Annotated in this window: 12 protein-coding genes and 1 pseudogene; 10 read left to right on the top strand and 3 right to left on the bottom strand. The window is 69.6% G+C overall.

The window, feature by feature from the left end; all coding sequences use genetic code 11:
- Positions 1 to 84 precede the first annotated feature (84 nt).
- Positions 85 to 1,538 (bottom strand): annotated as a pseudogene (locus ABZ016_RS13120) (NF041680 family putative transposase).
- 138 nt (positions 1,539 to 1,676) lie between these two features.
- Positions 1,677 to 2,048 (bottom strand): VOC family protein, encoded by a 372-nt coding sequence (locus ABZ016_RS13115; protein WP_356916656.1) that lies wholly within the window; start codon positions 2,046 to 2,048, stop codon positions 1,677 to 1,679.
- 1,203 nt (positions 2,049 to 3,251) lie between these two features.
- Here ABZ016_RS13115 and ABZ016_RS13110 point away from each other — a divergent pair.
- The 4 genes from ABZ016_RS13110 to ABZ016_RS13095 all read left to right on the top strand — a co-directional run bounded on the left by ABZ016_RS13110 (position 3,252) and on the right by ABZ016_RS13095 (position 6,250).
- The gene (locus tag ABZ016_RS13110) at positions 3,252 to 3,863 is read left to right on the top strand and encodes a hypothetical protein (RefSeq protein WP_356916655.1); all 612 of its coding nucleotides are present in this window, start codon (positions 3,252 to 3,254) and stop codon (positions 3,861 to 3,863) included.
- Positions 3,864 to 4,306: 443 nt separating this feature from the next.
- Positions 4,307 to 4,909 (top strand): sigma-70 family RNA polymerase sigma factor, encoded by a 603-nt coding sequence (locus ABZ016_RS13105; RefSeq protein ID WP_356916654.1) that lies wholly within the window; start codon positions 4,307 to 4,309, stop codon positions 4,907 to 4,909.
- On the top strand, positions 4,906 to 5,577 hold the full coding sequence (locus ABZ016_RS13100) for a hypothetical protein (RefSeq protein WP_356916653.1): 672 nt from the start codon (positions 4,906 to 4,908) through the stop codon (positions 5,575 to 5,577). Before ABZ016_RS13105 ends, ABZ016_RS13100 begins: the two co-directional genes overlap by 4 nt.
- Before the next feature lie 472 nt (positions 5,578 to 6,049).
- A complete protein-coding gene (locus ABZ016_RS13095; protein ID WP_356916652.1) occupies positions 6,050 to 6,250 on the top strand; it encodes a hypothetical protein in 201 nt (66 codons plus the stop codon).
- 96 nt (positions 6,251 to 6,346) lie between these two features.
- On the opposite strand, the gene ABZ016_RS13090 is transcribed toward ABZ016_RS13095, so the two are convergent.
- Positions 6,347 to 7,660: an XRE family transcriptional regulator gene (locus ABZ016_RS13090; RefSeq protein WP_356916651.1), complete on the bottom strand. Its 1,314-nt coding sequence runs from the start codon at positions 7,658 to 7,660 to the stop codon at positions 6,347 to 6,349.
- Between the two features lie 171 nt (positions 7,661 to 7,831).
- On the opposite strand from ABZ016_RS13090, the gene ABZ016_RS13085 reads away from it, so the two are divergent.
- The 6 genes from ABZ016_RS13085 to ABZ016_RS13060 are packed head-to-tail and all read left to right on the top strand — an operon-like array spanning position 7,832 to position 14,486.
- Positions 7,832 to 8,821: a glycosyltransferase gene (locus tag ABZ016_RS13085; RefSeq protein WP_356916650.1), complete on the top strand. Its 990-nt coding sequence runs from the start codon at positions 7,832 to 7,834 to the stop codon at positions 8,819 to 8,821.
- Positions 8,812 to 10,056: a methionine adenosyltransferase gene (locus tag ABZ016_RS13080; RefSeq protein ID WP_356916649.1), complete on the top strand. Its 1,245-nt coding sequence runs from the start codon at positions 8,812 to 8,814 to the stop codon at positions 10,054 to 10,056. Before ABZ016_RS13085 ends, ABZ016_RS13080 begins: the two co-directional genes overlap by 10 nt.
- Entirely contained in the window at positions 10,053 to 10,958 is a 906-nt protein-coding gene (locus tag ABZ016_RS13075; RefSeq protein WP_356916648.1) for a sugar phosphate isomerase/epimerase family protein, read from the top strand. The genes ABZ016_RS13080 and ABZ016_RS13075 overlap by 4 nt, the downstream gene beginning before the upstream one ends.
- A complete protein-coding gene (locus ABZ016_RS13070) occupies positions 10,955 to 11,998 on the top strand; it encodes a Gfo/Idh/MocA family oxidoreductase (RefSeq protein ID WP_356916647.1) in 1,044 nt (347 codons plus the stop codon). Before ABZ016_RS13075 ends, ABZ016_RS13070 begins: the two co-directional genes overlap by 4 nt.
- A gap of 2 nt (positions 11,999 to 12,000) precedes the next feature.
- Positions 12,001 to 12,867, top strand: a complete 867-nt coding sequence (locus ABZ016_RS13065) for an AAA family ATPase (protein WP_356916646.1) — start codon at positions 12,001 to 12,003, stop codon at positions 12,865 to 12,867.
- Positions 12,867 to 14,486 (top strand): carbamoyltransferase C-terminal domain-containing protein, encoded by a 1,620-nt coding sequence (locus ABZ016_RS13060; protein WP_356916645.1) that lies wholly within the window; start codon positions 12,867 to 12,869, stop codon positions 14,484 to 14,486. Before ABZ016_RS13065 ends, ABZ016_RS13060 begins: the two co-directional genes overlap by 1 nt.
- The last annotated feature ends 29 nt before the right edge of the window (positions 14,487 to 14,515 follow it).

The following is a 14,515-nucleotide window of genomic DNA, read 5'->3' as shown; positions in this document are numbered from 1 at the left end:
AGGCCTCCCCAGGCCAGCCCTACGGCCAACCAGTCACGGAACGTCACAGATCGTCGGTTGTGACACAGCTTCTCAGCTTGTTCTTTATGGTCTGAGTCGGTTTCGTTCGGTGATGCTCTCGGGTCGTTTCACGGTCTTGCCCACGTCGTAGCGGGTGGCGGGCCGCCGGTTCTTCGAGCCAAGCGGCCTGCCTGGTCCGGGTGTTGAGGGTTTCGGTGCACGGGCCGGGCAGGTGAGATGTGGGCGGAGGTTTCTGAACCCCCGGCGGACTCGGGCCGGGGTGAGCCGGCCGGGCTCGGCGGGCTTCTCCCACGGCCGTCGCAAGTCGGCGGCGGCCTCGCGCACGAGGCGGATCTGGGTGTGCGCGGCGATGATCAGCCAGGTCCAGCGCTCGCCGGCTTCAGGGGTTCGCAGCTTCGGACGGGTCCACCCGAGGGTCTGTTTCATCAGCCTGAAGAGGTGCTCGATGTCGAACCTCCTCAGGAACGCCTGCCAGCGCACGTCGGCGTCCTCGCTGTTCAGGCCGGTGGCGGACGACCACAGCCAGAGCGGGAGCGGCTCGCCTCCGCCGGGCAGGCGGTCGACCTGGAGGCGGATCAGCGTGCCTTCGATGATTGGGAGTTCGCCGGTGTGGTCGATCCATGCGGAGCGGGTGGTCAGGCGGGGGTGGATGCGGTCCCATGCCATCGCGCGGGCGGTGCCGTTCGGTCGGTGACCTGCACGGTTGCCGCGTCCGGCTCGCCCCAGGTCTCCGGCTTGGCGAAGCGGAACTCCTTGCCGTGCTTCGGCGGTCGCCCGCCCTGGGGATAGGCCAGGGCGTACTCCTTGAGCGAGGGCGTCGGCCGTCGCATGACGCGGTCGGAGCGCATCCGTCCCAGCACCTCGACCGGGAGGCCGCCCAGGAGGTGGGCCATGCGCGGGGCGTCGTAGCCGGCGTCGAAGACGATGAGGATGTCGCGGTCGCCCAAGTGCCATTGGCCCATCTCGATCAGGTCCGTGACCACCCGGCGGAGCTGCGCGGCGGTGACCTCGGCGACGTCGTCCTCGGGGCCGAGACGGACGGCGTCCAGGAACTGGCACCAGGACGTCCGGCCTGATTCGAGGGCGGCGACGAAGGAGTACGGCCAGCCGGGAATGAACTGGTCCGAGGAGCGTCCGCTGCGGCCGTAGACGTGGCAGAACAGGCGGTCCGCGCTGGTCGGCGCGTCGGGACGGAGCCAGTTGCTGACGTCGACCGCCAGGACCAGGCGCCCGTCGGCGGCCTGCGGCATCGACAGACCGGCCAGCACCTGCCGCAGCCGGGGCACGTCGACGGTCCCGCAGTTCAGCGCCTCGTACATCGCGCCGTGTCCGCGCCGGTGCTCGGCCACCAGCGTCAAGTCCACCGGCGAGGCCACCGGCCCGTCCGCGCAGAGCAACGCGTCGACGAGGTCGAACAGTTCGTCCCCGCGCGCGGTAAGGCAGTCGAATAAGTCCTCCCGGAAGCGTGACGCTTGCGCGAACACTTCCCCGGGACCGGCATCAGGCAGCAGACTCACCTTCACGGCCTTCGTCTCGATCGGTGCACCTTGGTCGGAGCACATGATGAGACGAAGGCCGCCTCAGCGTCCGGAGAATACCCAGGTCAGCGACCCAGTTCGAAGCACATTTCGACGCCGGACCCTAACTGGCAAAGGTCATGCTCCCTCGGGAGTGATCAGGCAGAAGGGATGGCCGACGGGATCCTCGTAGACGCGGTAACCGATCGGCTTGTCCGAACCATCCAGCAGCGTCGCGCCGAGGGCGAGCACTTGGGCCTCAGCCGTATCGAGGTTCGTGACCATCACGTCGATGTGCATTTGCTGAGGACGCGCAGAATCCGTCCACCGCGGCGCGCGAAAGTCCTCCACCCGTTGGAAGGCGACCACCGGGGTGCCCGCCGCGTTCTGGAGCACGACGAAGTCGCCCGTGTCCGCCTGCCGTGAGAGCGACAGCAGCTTCTCGTAAAAACCGGCGAGCTCATCCGGGTCGGGGCAATCGATGACAACGGTGTACAGGCGTCCGATCATCCGGCTCACTCTGCCACTGGCCCACGAGCGGGCCAAACGGCAGGGGCACAGCCCGAGGTTAAAGAACAAGCTCAGGGATACGGGCTTTCTCGTTCCGCCACCCCCGTGGTGTCACAACTTCTATGCTGAGCCGCATGACGGACGTATCCCCCCAGCAACCGAGACGCTGGTGGGATAGGTATGACCCTTATCGGGTCGAGCTCACGTCACTGCCATGGCTCGTTGACGGACAGCACAGGTCTGCGGACTGGATTGATCTTGCGACTCCGCACATCACTGCCACCCCCGGAGTGGGCTCAGGGAAGACCGCCGAGATAGCCACGCTGCTCCGCATCAAACTGCTCGCGACCCGGCGACGGGAGCAGATCAGGCAGGAACGGCAGCAGGAAGAGATCGCTCGCCGCGTCGAGCTGCGCATGCGTAGGCGAGACCTTTTTGTGCCTCCCCCGCATCGCGCCCTACGAGTCTTCCAGAACTGGGAGCCACCAGAACTCCCCGTGGACTCCATGTCCAGCGCCCCGCCGTTGCCCTGGGATGATGCCGAACGGCCTCGAAGTGCACTGCTGGACCTGGAAGATGCTTTCCTTCAGCTCGTCTATGAGATTGCGGACACGCTCCTAACGCGGGCCCTCTGCGACCGCCACTACGAGTTTCTTGACGCTGTGCCACCGGTGGCGTCATCGCCATGTGGAGTAATTCGCCTGCGCAGCTCACATGTGCCCCGAGCCCCGGGCGGGAGCGGACACACGTCAGACCTGTCCGCAACAGACGCCCTGGTCGGGTAATCGCACACGACCTCGGGCGTCCCCCTCCCCGAGGTTCATGTGACGATCTCCTTATCTGAGTCCGTACTGCGCATACTTGCCTCCTCGCTGCCTGAATTTCTGGGCAGCCTCATGGCTGCCTTCGTACTCGCAGTTGCCAGCTGGAGTGCTCGGAAGATTCGTGCACGGAGCCGCACGAGACGGGTCGCTGCACTCCGGCCCGCCCGTGAGACCGACGACGAGCATCGACCGACGGCGTAGCACGCGCTGGGGGTCGTCCGCACCGTGCGGACGGCCCCCAGCGGCGCGGAGAAGGCACTGAGAGGTCCGCCGACCTACGAGGCCGCCCGGGCCTCCCGGCGCCGTGCCCGCCAGGACGGACACTTTCGGCAGATGGGACCCGACAGCGAAGGCGTCCGGGATGATCCTCTGCCTGCAGATGGACGCAGGATTAGCCGCCGTACTCGCCGGCGTCACCGGCTTCGCCGGAGCCGTCATCGGCAGCGCTCTTCAATGCCGCGCCACGGTACACGCGGCCCGGCGCCAGAGCGAGGGCGACATCCAAGCCGCCGTCGAAGGGGCCGCCAAAGCCGGTGAGGAAGCCGCACGGCAGGTCGCCCTTCAGACGCTCAACGGACGCGCGGACTGGCTGCGGCAGCACCGCGTGGACGCAAGCCTGGCCATGCTGACTGCCTCCAACGACTTCGCTGCCGCGGGGAGCGCTCTGCGCAACGAGCTGGACCGCCGCCGGCATGAAAACCTCAGGGCTCTGGCAGCGGAGCTACGCGCCACCGACAGCCGCGTCGTCCACGCTTACTTTCAGGTGCGCATCTTCGGCCCGGACGCCCTGAAGGAGACGGCCGCCAACCTCCGGGAGCAGATCAACGAGCCGACCGACGCTCTGCTGGCACCGGTGGTTGCTCTGGCTACCGGTGGGACCGTGACCTCCCGGGCCGAAGAGCACGCCGACGAACAGGTCGCCATCGCGGCCGCGCGGCACTCGGAGTTCGTCGCCGCCGTCAGCAGAGTCGTAGCTGACCTGGAGTTCTAGTCACCGTACGCCCGCCCGGGACAGCGCCGCTCTCGTCCGCACACCCGGTATCCCCCGATCGGGTGACAGCAGATCGGTTCTGCGCGCATACGGCCACCTGTGGCGGGTTGCGCTTCACGAGGTGTCCACACAGCAGCGAAGGCCGTGTGACCTATGCCACGAACCCGACGATCCTTGAAAGGGAAACTTTCGCGCGGAACGGAATCGCCGCAGCTCACGGGCCATTCTCGAACGCGCGACCCCATGCCGCAATCACGTTCCGTTTATGGAGAAGATCGCAGAGTCACAGTTTTTGAGGGTGGCATGAGTTTCAGGACCTGAAAAACGACAGGGTGGTGCCTGAGAGCCCGGACCCAACGTGGCGCTCACGCAGGCCAGTTGGTCTGCGTCCGAACCCGCCGGCCTCAACGGAGAGGACCGGTGCTCACCGCCTGGAGGACTGCATGGGCAACGGCGACGTCAGCACTGACGTATCGCCCCAGGACGGCGGCAAGGACCAGCCCGTCCAGGCCCCTCCCGATCTGCCGCTGGACTTCGAGGGCTTTTATCTGGGACACCAGGAGTTCTTCCACGACTTCGCAGAGATCCACTTCGGCAGCCGGCGCACCGCCGAACGGGTCATCCACCAGGTGTTCCTGGAGATCCTCGGAGGCTGGGACGAACTCCTGCAGCAGGGCGACCTCGAGCAGCAGACGCTTGCAGTGCTGCACCGCGGCGTCACCCGCCGCCTCGAGGAAGACGGACGCCCGCCGGCCTTCCTCATCAACGGGCCGATAACGAAGAACCTCGAGGCGGTACGCAGCCAGCTGGAGCTGAGCAGCAGCGCTGACGGCCTGTACGAGGAGATTCTGGCGCTGCCCAGCCGCCAGTTCACCGTGATCGTCCTGCGCCACCTGCTCGGCTACCCCACCAAGCGGATCGCCCGCTACATGGGCCTGGACACCCGCACCGTCGACTACCACGGTCGCAAGGGCAAGGAACGCCTGCGCATCCGACTGGGCCTGCCCGCTACTCCCGGCAAGACCAAGAAGGGGACAGGACAGTGACCGCCATCGACGACCTCCTGGCCGACGCCCGTATCCCCACCGCGCCGCGTGAGAGCTTCGACGTCGGCGCCGCCCTGCGCCGCCTCGCCGCCGACGCGGCCGCCGTCGCGGCCAAGCCGCACCCGGACACCGTCCGCGCCGCCCAGGCCGGGCAGCGGCTGTCGGTGGTCTGCCGCTGGATCCTGAACAAGCCCGATGCCGCCGAGCACGTCGACCGCCTCGCCCAGGAACCCGAAACCCCCGCGGACGACGGCCACCTGGACGTCGACGGCGCCCTCGTCTTCGCATGCCTGCTCCACCTGACCGACCACCGGGAAAGCGCCCAGTTCTGGTGGCAGCTCGCCGCCGGGGCCGGCCACCGCGCCGCCGCCTACTGCCTGCACCTGCACCATCTCTCCCTCGGCGAGACCCGGGAGGCACGGCACTGGCTGCACGAAGTCACGGACGACGTCCTCGACTCCGAAGCGCCCGACGGCACCTTCCTCGCCACCCTGGAGGCCGTCGCGACGTACGTCCGCAGGACCGGCTCCAGCCTCGCCAGCGCCCCCACCGGGGGACTTGAGATGGAAGTCGACCGCCTGGCCACCGCGAAGCCGGACTCCTGCATCATCGTCCAGCGCCCCGACCGGCGCCTCGCGGACCTGATGCACGACTTCACCCGCCGCTGACCGGTGAGGTCGGGACCGCTTGAGGCGGCCCGCAACCCGGCTTGGCACGACGGCAATCCCGCCATCCGGAACAATGCCCCTTAACGCTTGGGACGCGGCGAACTACGTTGGGTGCAAGGGGGAGCCCCGGACTACATCCACGACTTCGGACCGGAAGGAGGCGCCTAGAGCACCCCAATGTGACGTACGGCCAAGCTCACAGCGCCTTACGCGATGTCGCCCTGACCTGGGAATTTCCCAGCGCCGAGTTTCGCCTAGTCACACGAAGTGGAGCCGAGTCACATTGAGTCCAGGAGAGTCAACGAGTCTGTGGCAGGCCGACCTTCATTGAACGATGTGTCAGTCGCCCATCACTAGACTGCTGTTCCGCGCAAAAGGAGCCCTTGCATCCCCAACAGGTTTCCTAGGCCTCTGAGTTGGGAGGGCTCCCTGCGCGGTGTTCCAGCACGCCTATCAACGAGAGGAACTCCCCATGGAGGAGAGTAACGCGAAACGTCAGCCCAAGCACCTGTCCCGCTGGGCGAGGCGACGCACGGAAATGGCTCGTCACCTGCGCAAATGGATCGGCCAGCAGGGGCGAAGCATCCCCACTGAATTCCTTCAGGGCGCTGCCTACAAGCTCGGGAGCGGCGCTGTGACGCTGTTGATCCTGTGGTGGGAGGCCCGTCGTTGACACCACGGCGGGCTCGTCGTGGGACGGTCCCGCCGTCGTCTTCAGCAACCCCGCCGTTCAGGATCCGCTTGGTCTCGCGCGAGAAGAAGCTCCTCGTCATGCGGTGGCGAGTTGGAAGAGTTCCTCAACGCCTTGGGCGTGGGCGTAGGGCTGGAAGCGGGGGAGGAGGTCCTCGACGAGTCTGACGCAGCGGGGAGCTTCGGTGCGACGGGCCAGGAGGAGGGACTGGGTGGCGGCGGCTGCTGCGGGTTCTGGTTCCTTCAGGTCGAGGAGGCTCGTGGCGCGGTAGGCGAGGAACACGCCTCTCGTCTTGTCCCGGGACGTGGGCAGGAGGCGCTCTCCCTCGGTGATGAGGTGGTGGGCGCGGCCGACGTCGCCGAGGTCGAGGAGGGCTTGGCCCGAGTCCACGGCAAGGTCGGCTTCGGATACCCAGACGCACCAGGTGGGCCGGTCGGTACCGGCGTCGTTCAGGTGTTGTTCTGCTGCGGCGAGGGCGCGTAGCACGGCACGCCGTTCGTTTCGGCCGCCTCGGGCGGCGAGGGTGCGGGCGAGGCGGAGCTGGAGAAGGCACCGGGCGGCGGGGTTCTGGGCCCGGGTCAGGGCGTGGTTGAGGATGTCCGCCGCGGTGGCGTGGTCGAGACGCCAGGCAGCCTGGTAGGCAAGGTCGCCCAGGAGACCGGCGCCCATGTCGAAGTCCCTGGCCGCATAGGCGTTGTGTAGACCGGCGACCCAGTTCTGACTGGCCTGGGTGTGGCGGCCCTGGTCGAAGGCGTGCCAGGCGACTGTCTGCGACAAGGAGGCCGCAAGGGCGTGCAGACGCAGCCCAAGGGCGGGTGTGTAGCGGCTGTTTTCGAGCAGGTCGGTCACTGCGGACAGCTGCGCCTCTAACAGGATGGGGATCTGCTGCGGATGCTCGGTGGCAAACCCCGTGAGCTGCTGTGCGGTGCTCTCCAGGAAGGCGACGAACTCTTCACCGACGGGTTGTCCGTCATGGCTCTGGGCGAGCTCGACGGCCGGGCCGGCGGCCCAGTCCGCAGCGAGCGTGGACAGAGCGGCGCCGGAGATCGTGAAGAAGGTGCGGCGGTCCATCGCTGTTCGCAGGGCCTCTCTCAACGCGAGTACGAAGCTGTTCGGTCCGAGTGGGACCACGCCGTCCGTGGTGAGCGGCAGCCAGTTCGGCCAGTCCTCCGCTCGGACGATGTCCGCCGGCCATCCGAGTGCTTCAGCGATGTAGACCTGCGATTCGTCGTTGGGGCGGGTACCGCGGTGCCATTTGCGGACCCGCGCCTCGTCGACGCCTGAGCGCAGGCCTCGCCTGGCGGCAGCGGCGCGGATGCCGGAGACGAGGCCCTCCATCGTCAGTCCGGCCGCCTTGCGCGCCAGTACCAGCGGGTGCGGGGTCTCTTCCACGCCTTCATCCAATCACTCAGTGCACGGCTCTGGTGACTCTTCCGCGCAGGACGGGACCTCCCCGGGACCTCTGCCCGAGGGCCGGCTACGTCGAGAAGCTGAAGCCCATTCTCCTGATGCCGCGGCACGGCAGGCGGCGATGGATGGACCTCTATCGGGAGGGATGTGCCGATGCCGGAACCTGCTGCACCGCTCGTGTCCGTGGTCGTCAGCGCCCGCGGCAACACCCAGAATGTGCGGAATCTGCTGGACGCCCTGGCTCAGCAGACGTTGCCCGCCGCACAGTTGGAAGCGGTCGTGGTCGACAACGACCCGCCCGGTCCCATCCGCCTGATCGCGGAAGCGGTCCGTGACGGCGACTGGCCTTTCGCCGTGCGAGTGCTGTACGAGCCGACGCCGGGCCTGAGTGCGGGCCGTAACCGAGGGATCTGTGCGGCACGCGGCCGATACGTCGCCATCACCGATCCCGACATCACCCCAGAGCCCGCCTGGCTGCAGACTCTCCTCGACGCCATCAAGAAGGAGAATGTGTTCGCTGTCGGCGGCCGCACGACCGTCGAGTACCCCGGCGGGCAGGTCGTCGCCCTGACCAAGGCGCTGCGTGAGTGCCACGGCGCGGTCGACTGGCCGGGTGGCCGTGAGGTCGCGGTGTGGCCGTACTGGGTCACCGGCTGCAACTTGCTCTTTCACCGCCAGACCGCGCTCGACATCGGCCTGTTCCGTACCGATCTCGGGCGGCGGGGCCGGTGGATGGGTGACTGCGAGGACCTGGAGTTCATCGACCGGGCCCGCCAGGCCGGCCACCAGACCCTCATCGAGCCGGCCGCCGTGGCCTCCCATCCCGTCTACCGCCCGGAGACCACCCTCAGGTACTTCCTGCGTCAGGGCGCCGGGCACGGCGTGTGTGTCGCCCGGATGCACCTGAGCGTGATCGTGGAGCCCGCGGCGATCCAGGCCGGCCGCGAGGCGGTGCACGCCGCCGTTATCAACCTCGCCGCCGGGTGGACGTTCCTGGACCGTTCCCGCGCCGTAGAAGGCGCCCGCGACCTCGCCCGGATCGGCGCCTACCACCTCGAACGCGGCCGGCTGCGCCTGCTGGGCCGCCGCTCCATCGGCCTCGCTCAGCACTCCCCGACGAAGGAGTCCCCCGCATGGACGTGATCACCACAACCGGCCTGCCCACCGCCTCCGCCGCGCTGAGCGCAGAGGTCGTCGAACGCAAGGGCGCCGGGCACCCCGACACCCTCGCCGACGGCGTGGCCGAGGCGATCTCCCGCGCCTACAGCCGCTACTGCCTCGAGGAGTTCGGCGCGATCCTGCACCACAACACCGACAAGACGTCCCTGCTCGGCGGAGCCGCCGACGTGCGCTTCGGCCACGGCGAACTCACCGCGCCTGTCCAGGTCCTGGTCAACGGGCGCATCACCGCCGCCCTCGGCGACCACGCCATCCCGGTCGCCGACATCGTCACCGCTGCCGCGCGCGACTACCTCGCGAGCGCTCTGCCGCTGCTCGACGTCACCCGGTGGGTCGACGTACGGCCGCGGCTGACGCAGGCCTCCAGCCCTGGCGCCGTCCACGCTGCAGACGCCGCCCAACGCGAGGCCTCCCGTCAGCGGTGGTTCGCCCCGCGCACCCTGGACGACCTCGCCGAACGCCACCGCATGTTCTCCAACGACACCTCGGCCGGCGTCGCCTACTGGCCGCTGGGCATCGCCGAGCAGCTCGCCCTCGGCATCGAGGAGCAGCTGACGAGCGAGGCGTTCCGCGCCGAACACCCCTACTACGGAACCGACATCAAGCTCATGGTCGTCCGGCACGGTGCGAGCGTGCAGCTGACCGCGTGCGTGCCGCAGATCGCCCGCGAGACGGCGGATCTGGACACCTACATCGCCCGCCGGACCCAGGCCCGCGACCTGATCACCGAACTCGCGTCCACGATCGCACCCGAGCACCAGGTGACCGTGGCCGTCAACACCCGGGACGACGACAGCCGTCCCGAGCTGTACCTGACCGCGACCGGCTCGTCGATCGAGTCCGGCGACGAAGGCGTCGTCGGCCGCGGCAACCGCGCCAACGGCCTGATCAGCATGCTCAGGCCCTGGTCCGCGGAAGGCGTCTCCGGGAAGAACCCCGTCTACCACGTCGGCAAGCTGTACAACCTGGCCGCCGCCGAGGCCGCCCGCCGCCTGCACGAGGAGACCGGGCTGGACTGCGCGGTCGTGCTCGTCTCCCAGTCCGGCCGGGACCTGACCGACCCATGGCAGGCGATCGTGCAGACCCCCGGCCCCCACCCGCTCGGCAAAGCGGGAGTGCGCAGGGTGATCGACGCGGTGATGGCGGACCTCGGCACGCTGCGCGAGCAGCTGCTGGACGGGAAGCTGTCCACGGCATGACCGCGCCCCACACCGACACTGCCGGCCGGTTCGTGCCCTGCCTCAACCCGGCCACCCTCTCCGGTATCCCACTCGAACAGTTCCTGGCCCTGGCCGCGGGCGCCGGATTCCCCACGGTCGAAGTCTCCATCCAGCAGGCCCAATCCCACGGCACCAAACCCTTACGCGACCTGCTGAAAGAGATGGGCGTGAGCGTGGCGGCCGCGAGCGGCATCCTGCCCGCCGGGCCGGTCCTGCCCGCCCCGCTGCTGGTCGACCCGGACACCTACCGCGCCTGCCTGGACGGTCTGGACAGTCGGCTGGAGACCATGGCCGAACTGGGCTGCACCGTCGCCACGACCGTCCTCAACCCCCGCTCCCCGCTCGACACGACCGAGGCGCGGACGGTCGCGCGGGAGCGGATCGCCGAACTCGCCACCGCGGCCGCCGCATACGGCGTGCGGCTCGCCGTCGAGGCCGTCAGCATCCACACCGGGCTGCCGCCCGAGCTGGACGGCCCGCACCCGGTCGTCGACAGCCTGCCCCAACTCGCCGAACTACTGGACGACACCGGCGCAGAGAACGCAGGTGTCCTGGTGGACTCCTTCCACTGGAAGGCCGCCGGATCCGACCCAGGCCACATCACCGCTCTCGGCCCGGACCGCATCACGCACGTACAGATCGCCGACACCCCCGCCCACCGCACCGTCGGCGAGCTCACCGATGCGCAGCGCCTGTTCCCGGGCGACGGAGCGCTGGACTGGCCGGCCCTCGCCGACGCCCTGGCCCGGGCCGGGTACGACGGGCCGGTGAGCGTGGAGCTGTTCAACCCCAAGCTGCGGGCGCTGCCCGCAGGCGAGATCGCCCGCCTGTCCCACCACGCGGCCACCCGCTGCTGGACCCTCGCGGAGGCATCCCGATGACCCCCACCCTCAGCGCGCCCGCCCGTCCGTGGCGGCTCGCGGTCGCCGGATGCGGCGCCGCCGCCTTCGGCCTGCACCTCCCGCTGCTCGCGGCCTCCGACACGTTCGACGTGATCGCGGTCGCTGACCGCGACCCCGCACGGGCCCGCACCGCGCAGCAGCACTTCGCCGTGCCCCGTACCGTGACCCGGGTCGGTGACCTCCTGGCCGACGCCGACGTGCTGGTCGTGCTGACCGGCGTGCACGAGGACCTGATTGAGAAGGCCCTCGATTCCGGCGTCCACGTCTTCACCGAGAAACCCGTCTGCCTGGACGTCGTGCGCACCCGCAAGCTCGCCGCCCGGGCCCGCGATGCTGGGCTGCTGCTGGAGGTCGGCGCGATGCGCGCCCACGACCCGGCGCTGCACGCGGCCCTCGCCCACGTGCCCGAACCCGCCGGCGGATGGCTGGTGAAGGCCGACGGCGTCGACGAGGCCGCGCGCCGCCGCCTGCTCCCGGCAGGCTTCGCGCCGTACACGTTCGCCAACGACCCGCCCCAGCCCTTCCCTGACCACCTCGACCGCTACCAGGTGACGGCGCTGCAGATCCTGCTGTGGCAGGGCTACCACCTGCTGACGGCACTCGTGCTGGCCGTCCCCGGCACCACCGCCACCGCGTGCACCCTCGATCCAGCCCGGCAATCCGTCCACGCCCTCCTGCACGGGCCCGCGGGGGAGCCGTTCACCCTGGTCATCGGAGCGACACCGGCCGGGGTCTTCAGCGAGCAGATCCACTTCGCCGACCAGGCGGCGGCCGCCACCATCGACTTCGCCCGCCCTTACGAGCCGGCCGCCACCACCCAGCTCACCACCGCCGACGGCACACAGAGCGGCTTCGCCGATCCGTTCGCCGCCATGTGGGCGGCCGTCGACGCCCGCCTGTCCGGGCAGCACCCCGCCGACCTGCCGACCAGCGCCGACCTCGCGCTGCGCGTCGAGGACCTCGCCCTCGCCCTGGCCGGCCTCACCCGCCCCGGCACCTGCACACGGAAGGACACCTGATCGTGGCCCACGACGCCCCCGTACTGGTCCTGGACGGCCCGCCCGGAGCGGGCAAGACCTCCCTCCTCGCCCGCATGGTGTGCGCCCTCGGCGACGACACGATGTGGATCACCGAGCCCAACGCCCGCCTCGCCACCGGACTTGCCGCGCCCGTGCACCCCAGTCCGGCCGGACACACCCTCTGGTTCCTGCGGCACGAACTCGACAAGGCCCGGGCCATGCGCCGCCTGGTCACCGACGAGTCAACCCGTCTGCTCATCGCCGACCGCAACCACCTCGGCGCACTGGCCTACTGCTACGCCACCCACGCCGAGGACTCCCTGCCCTACACCCTCGCGCGTGACTTCTACGCCCGCCGTATCGCTCCCGAACTCCCAGAGACGGTCCTCACCGCGATCCTCCTGGTCAGCCCCGACCAGAGCCTGACACGCCGCGGGAAGGTGGCCGAACTGCCCAGGTGGAAGCAGTGGTTCGACGAAGGCCTGCTGGAGCGGCTGCACACCTTCTACACAGACATCGCCCCCACGCTGTGCCCAGCCCCACCGACGATCATCAACACCGACGGGGCCACACCGGAAGCGGTCCTCGCCCAAGTCGCCGGCGTGCTCGCGGACGCAGGACTCGACCAGACCGCGCGGCGCCTCACCTCTGCGGCCGCCCCCATCCCGCGGCCGCCGCTGGACGAGCAGTTCACCGAGGCCTACACCCAGCTCGGTGGGCTGGAAGCCCTGGGCCACCCCTTCAGCCCGGCGATCGACCACCGCGGCGGCACCGTCCAGCTCTGCCAGCTCGGCGCCCTGCACCGCGACCCGGCCGGGCGCACCCGGCTGTGGAACCCGCTTGCCGCCTCCGACAGGAGGGCCGCCTGATGAGCCGCACCACCCCCTGCGTTGTCGGCATCAACCTCGGTCACGACGGCGGCGCCGCCCTGATCACCGACAGCGTGATGGTCGCGATCGGCGAGGAACGCCTCAACCGCACCCGCTACAGCCCCGGCTTCGAGGCTTCGCTCCTATACTGCCTGCGCGCGGCCGGCCTCACCATCGCTGACGTCGACCTGGTCGCCGTCAGCGGCATCGGCCGCACCCCACCCACCCGGGCCGAGACCGGCCTGGCGCACCTCGGCATCGACCGCGAGCGGATCCTCCCGGTCGACCACCACCTCAGCCACGCCTACACCGCCTACTGCCTCAGCCCGTGCGAGACGGCGACCGTGCTGGTCGTCGACGGCGGCGGCAACAACAACGACACCGAGACCTACTACGCCGCCACCCCCGACGGGATCGAGCGTCTGGGCGGCAATCCGCCCACCAGGCCCCGGGCGGCCGGGATCGGCGCGACGTACGAGGCCTTCACCAACCACTTCGGCTGGCACGAGCAGGAAGCCGGAAAGACCATGGCGCTCGCCTCGTACGGCGACCCGGGCCTTTACCTCGCCCCGCTGTTCGACGTCGTCGACACCCAGGTCCACGGACGGCTCACCCGCACCCACGCTCCCGGAGTCGCCGACCTCGCGAGGCGGACCGGCTTCGACTTCGGTCCGTACGGCAGCCTCGGTCAGGGCGACCTCGCCGCCAACGCGGCCGCCTACGTACAGGACCAAACCGAGCGCGCCCTGTGCGCGCTCGCCACGCAGACGATCGCTGCGACCGGCCTGCCCGACTTGTGCTTCGCCGGTGGGGTCGCCCTCAACTGCGTCGCCGCCGACAAGATCCGCCGCCTGCCCGGGGTCACCGGCTATTTCGCCCCGCCCGCCGCATCCGACCGCGGCCAGGCCCTCGGCTGCGCGCTCTACGCCTGGCACCGCCTCACCGGCGACCTCCCCAAACGCCCCCTGAACAGCGACTACTTCGGCCGCGACTACAGCAGTGAGGAGATCGAACAGGCCCTGCACCGCGATCCCCGCTCCGGCCTGGTCGAACGCCGCCGGACACCGTTCACGTGGCGGCGCGAGAGCGACATCGCCCGTACGGCCGCCCAGATGATCGCCGACGGGAAGATCATCGGCTGGTTCCAGGGCGGCAGCGAGCTCGGGCCCCGCGCGCTGGGCGCGCGCAGCATCCTCGCCGATCCCCGCACCCGCGACAGCTCCGACGCCCTCAACGAGAGGATCAAGCACCGGGAACCGTTCAGGCCATTCGCGCCGGCCGTCCTCGCCGACCACGCGAGCACATGGTTCGACCTGGACGTGCCCAGCCCGTTCATGCTGCTCGCCCCGCCGGTCCGCCCCGACCACGCCGACAAGATCGCCGGAGTCGTGCACGTCGACGGCACCGCTCGCGTGCAGACCGTCGATCCTGCCGTCGCCCCCGCGTACGGGGCGCTGATCGAGCACTTCTACCAGCTCACCGGGGTGCCCGTCGTCCTGAACACGTCCTTCAACGATCGAGAACCCATCGTCGAGACTCCCGCCCACGCGCTCGCCACCCTCCAGGTCTGCGACCTGGACGCGGCGTGTACTGGCGAATACCTCGTCGAGCGGTCCTGACCCCCCTTTGAGGGCTGCCACACTGGAGG

Origin of the sequence: Streptomyces sp. NPDC006372 (genome assembly GCF_040612515.1) — a bacterium.
GTDB lineage: Bacteria > Actinomycetota > Actinomycetes > Streptomycetales > Streptomycetaceae > Streptomyces.
Note: the sequence above shows the minus strand (reverse complement) of the source record. Positions and strands in the feature narration are given on the sequence as shown.

Coding starts and splice junctions, on each gene's coding strand:
- ABZ016_RS13115 (WP_356916656.1), bottom strand. CDS start 2,048: ATGATCGGACGCCTGTACACCGTTGTCATCGATTGCCCCGACCCGGAT.
- ABZ016_RS13110 (WP_356916655.1), top strand. CDS start 3,252: ATGGACGCAGGATTAGCCGCCGTACTCGCCGGCGTCACCGGCTTCGCC.
- ABZ016_RS13105 (WP_356916654.1), top strand. CDS start 4,307: ATGGGCAACGGCGACGTCAGCACTGACGTATCGCCCCAGGACGGCGGC.
- ABZ016_RS13095 (WP_356916652.1), top strand. CDS start 6,050: ATGGAGGAGAGTAACGCGAAACGTCAGCCCAAGCACCTGTCCCGCTGG.
- ABZ016_RS13085 (WP_356916650.1), top strand. CDS start 7,832: ATGCCGGAACCTGCTGCACCGCTCGTGTCCGTGGTCGTCAGCGCCCGC.
- ABZ016_RS13080 (WP_356916649.1), top strand. CDS start 8,812: ATGGACGTGATCACCACAACCGGCCTGCCCACCGCCTCCGCCGCGCTG.
- ABZ016_RS13075 (WP_356916648.1), top strand. CDS start 10,053: ATGACCGCGCCCCACACCGACACTGCCGGCCGGTTCGTGCCCTGCCTC.
- ABZ016_RS13070 (WP_356916647.1), top strand. CDS start 10,955: ATGACCCCCACCCTCAGCGCGCCCGCCCGTCCGTGGCGGCTCGCGGTC.
- ABZ016_RS13060 (WP_356916645.1), top strand. CDS start 12,867: ATGAGCCGCACCACCCCCTGCGTTGTCGGCATCAACCTCGGTCACGAC.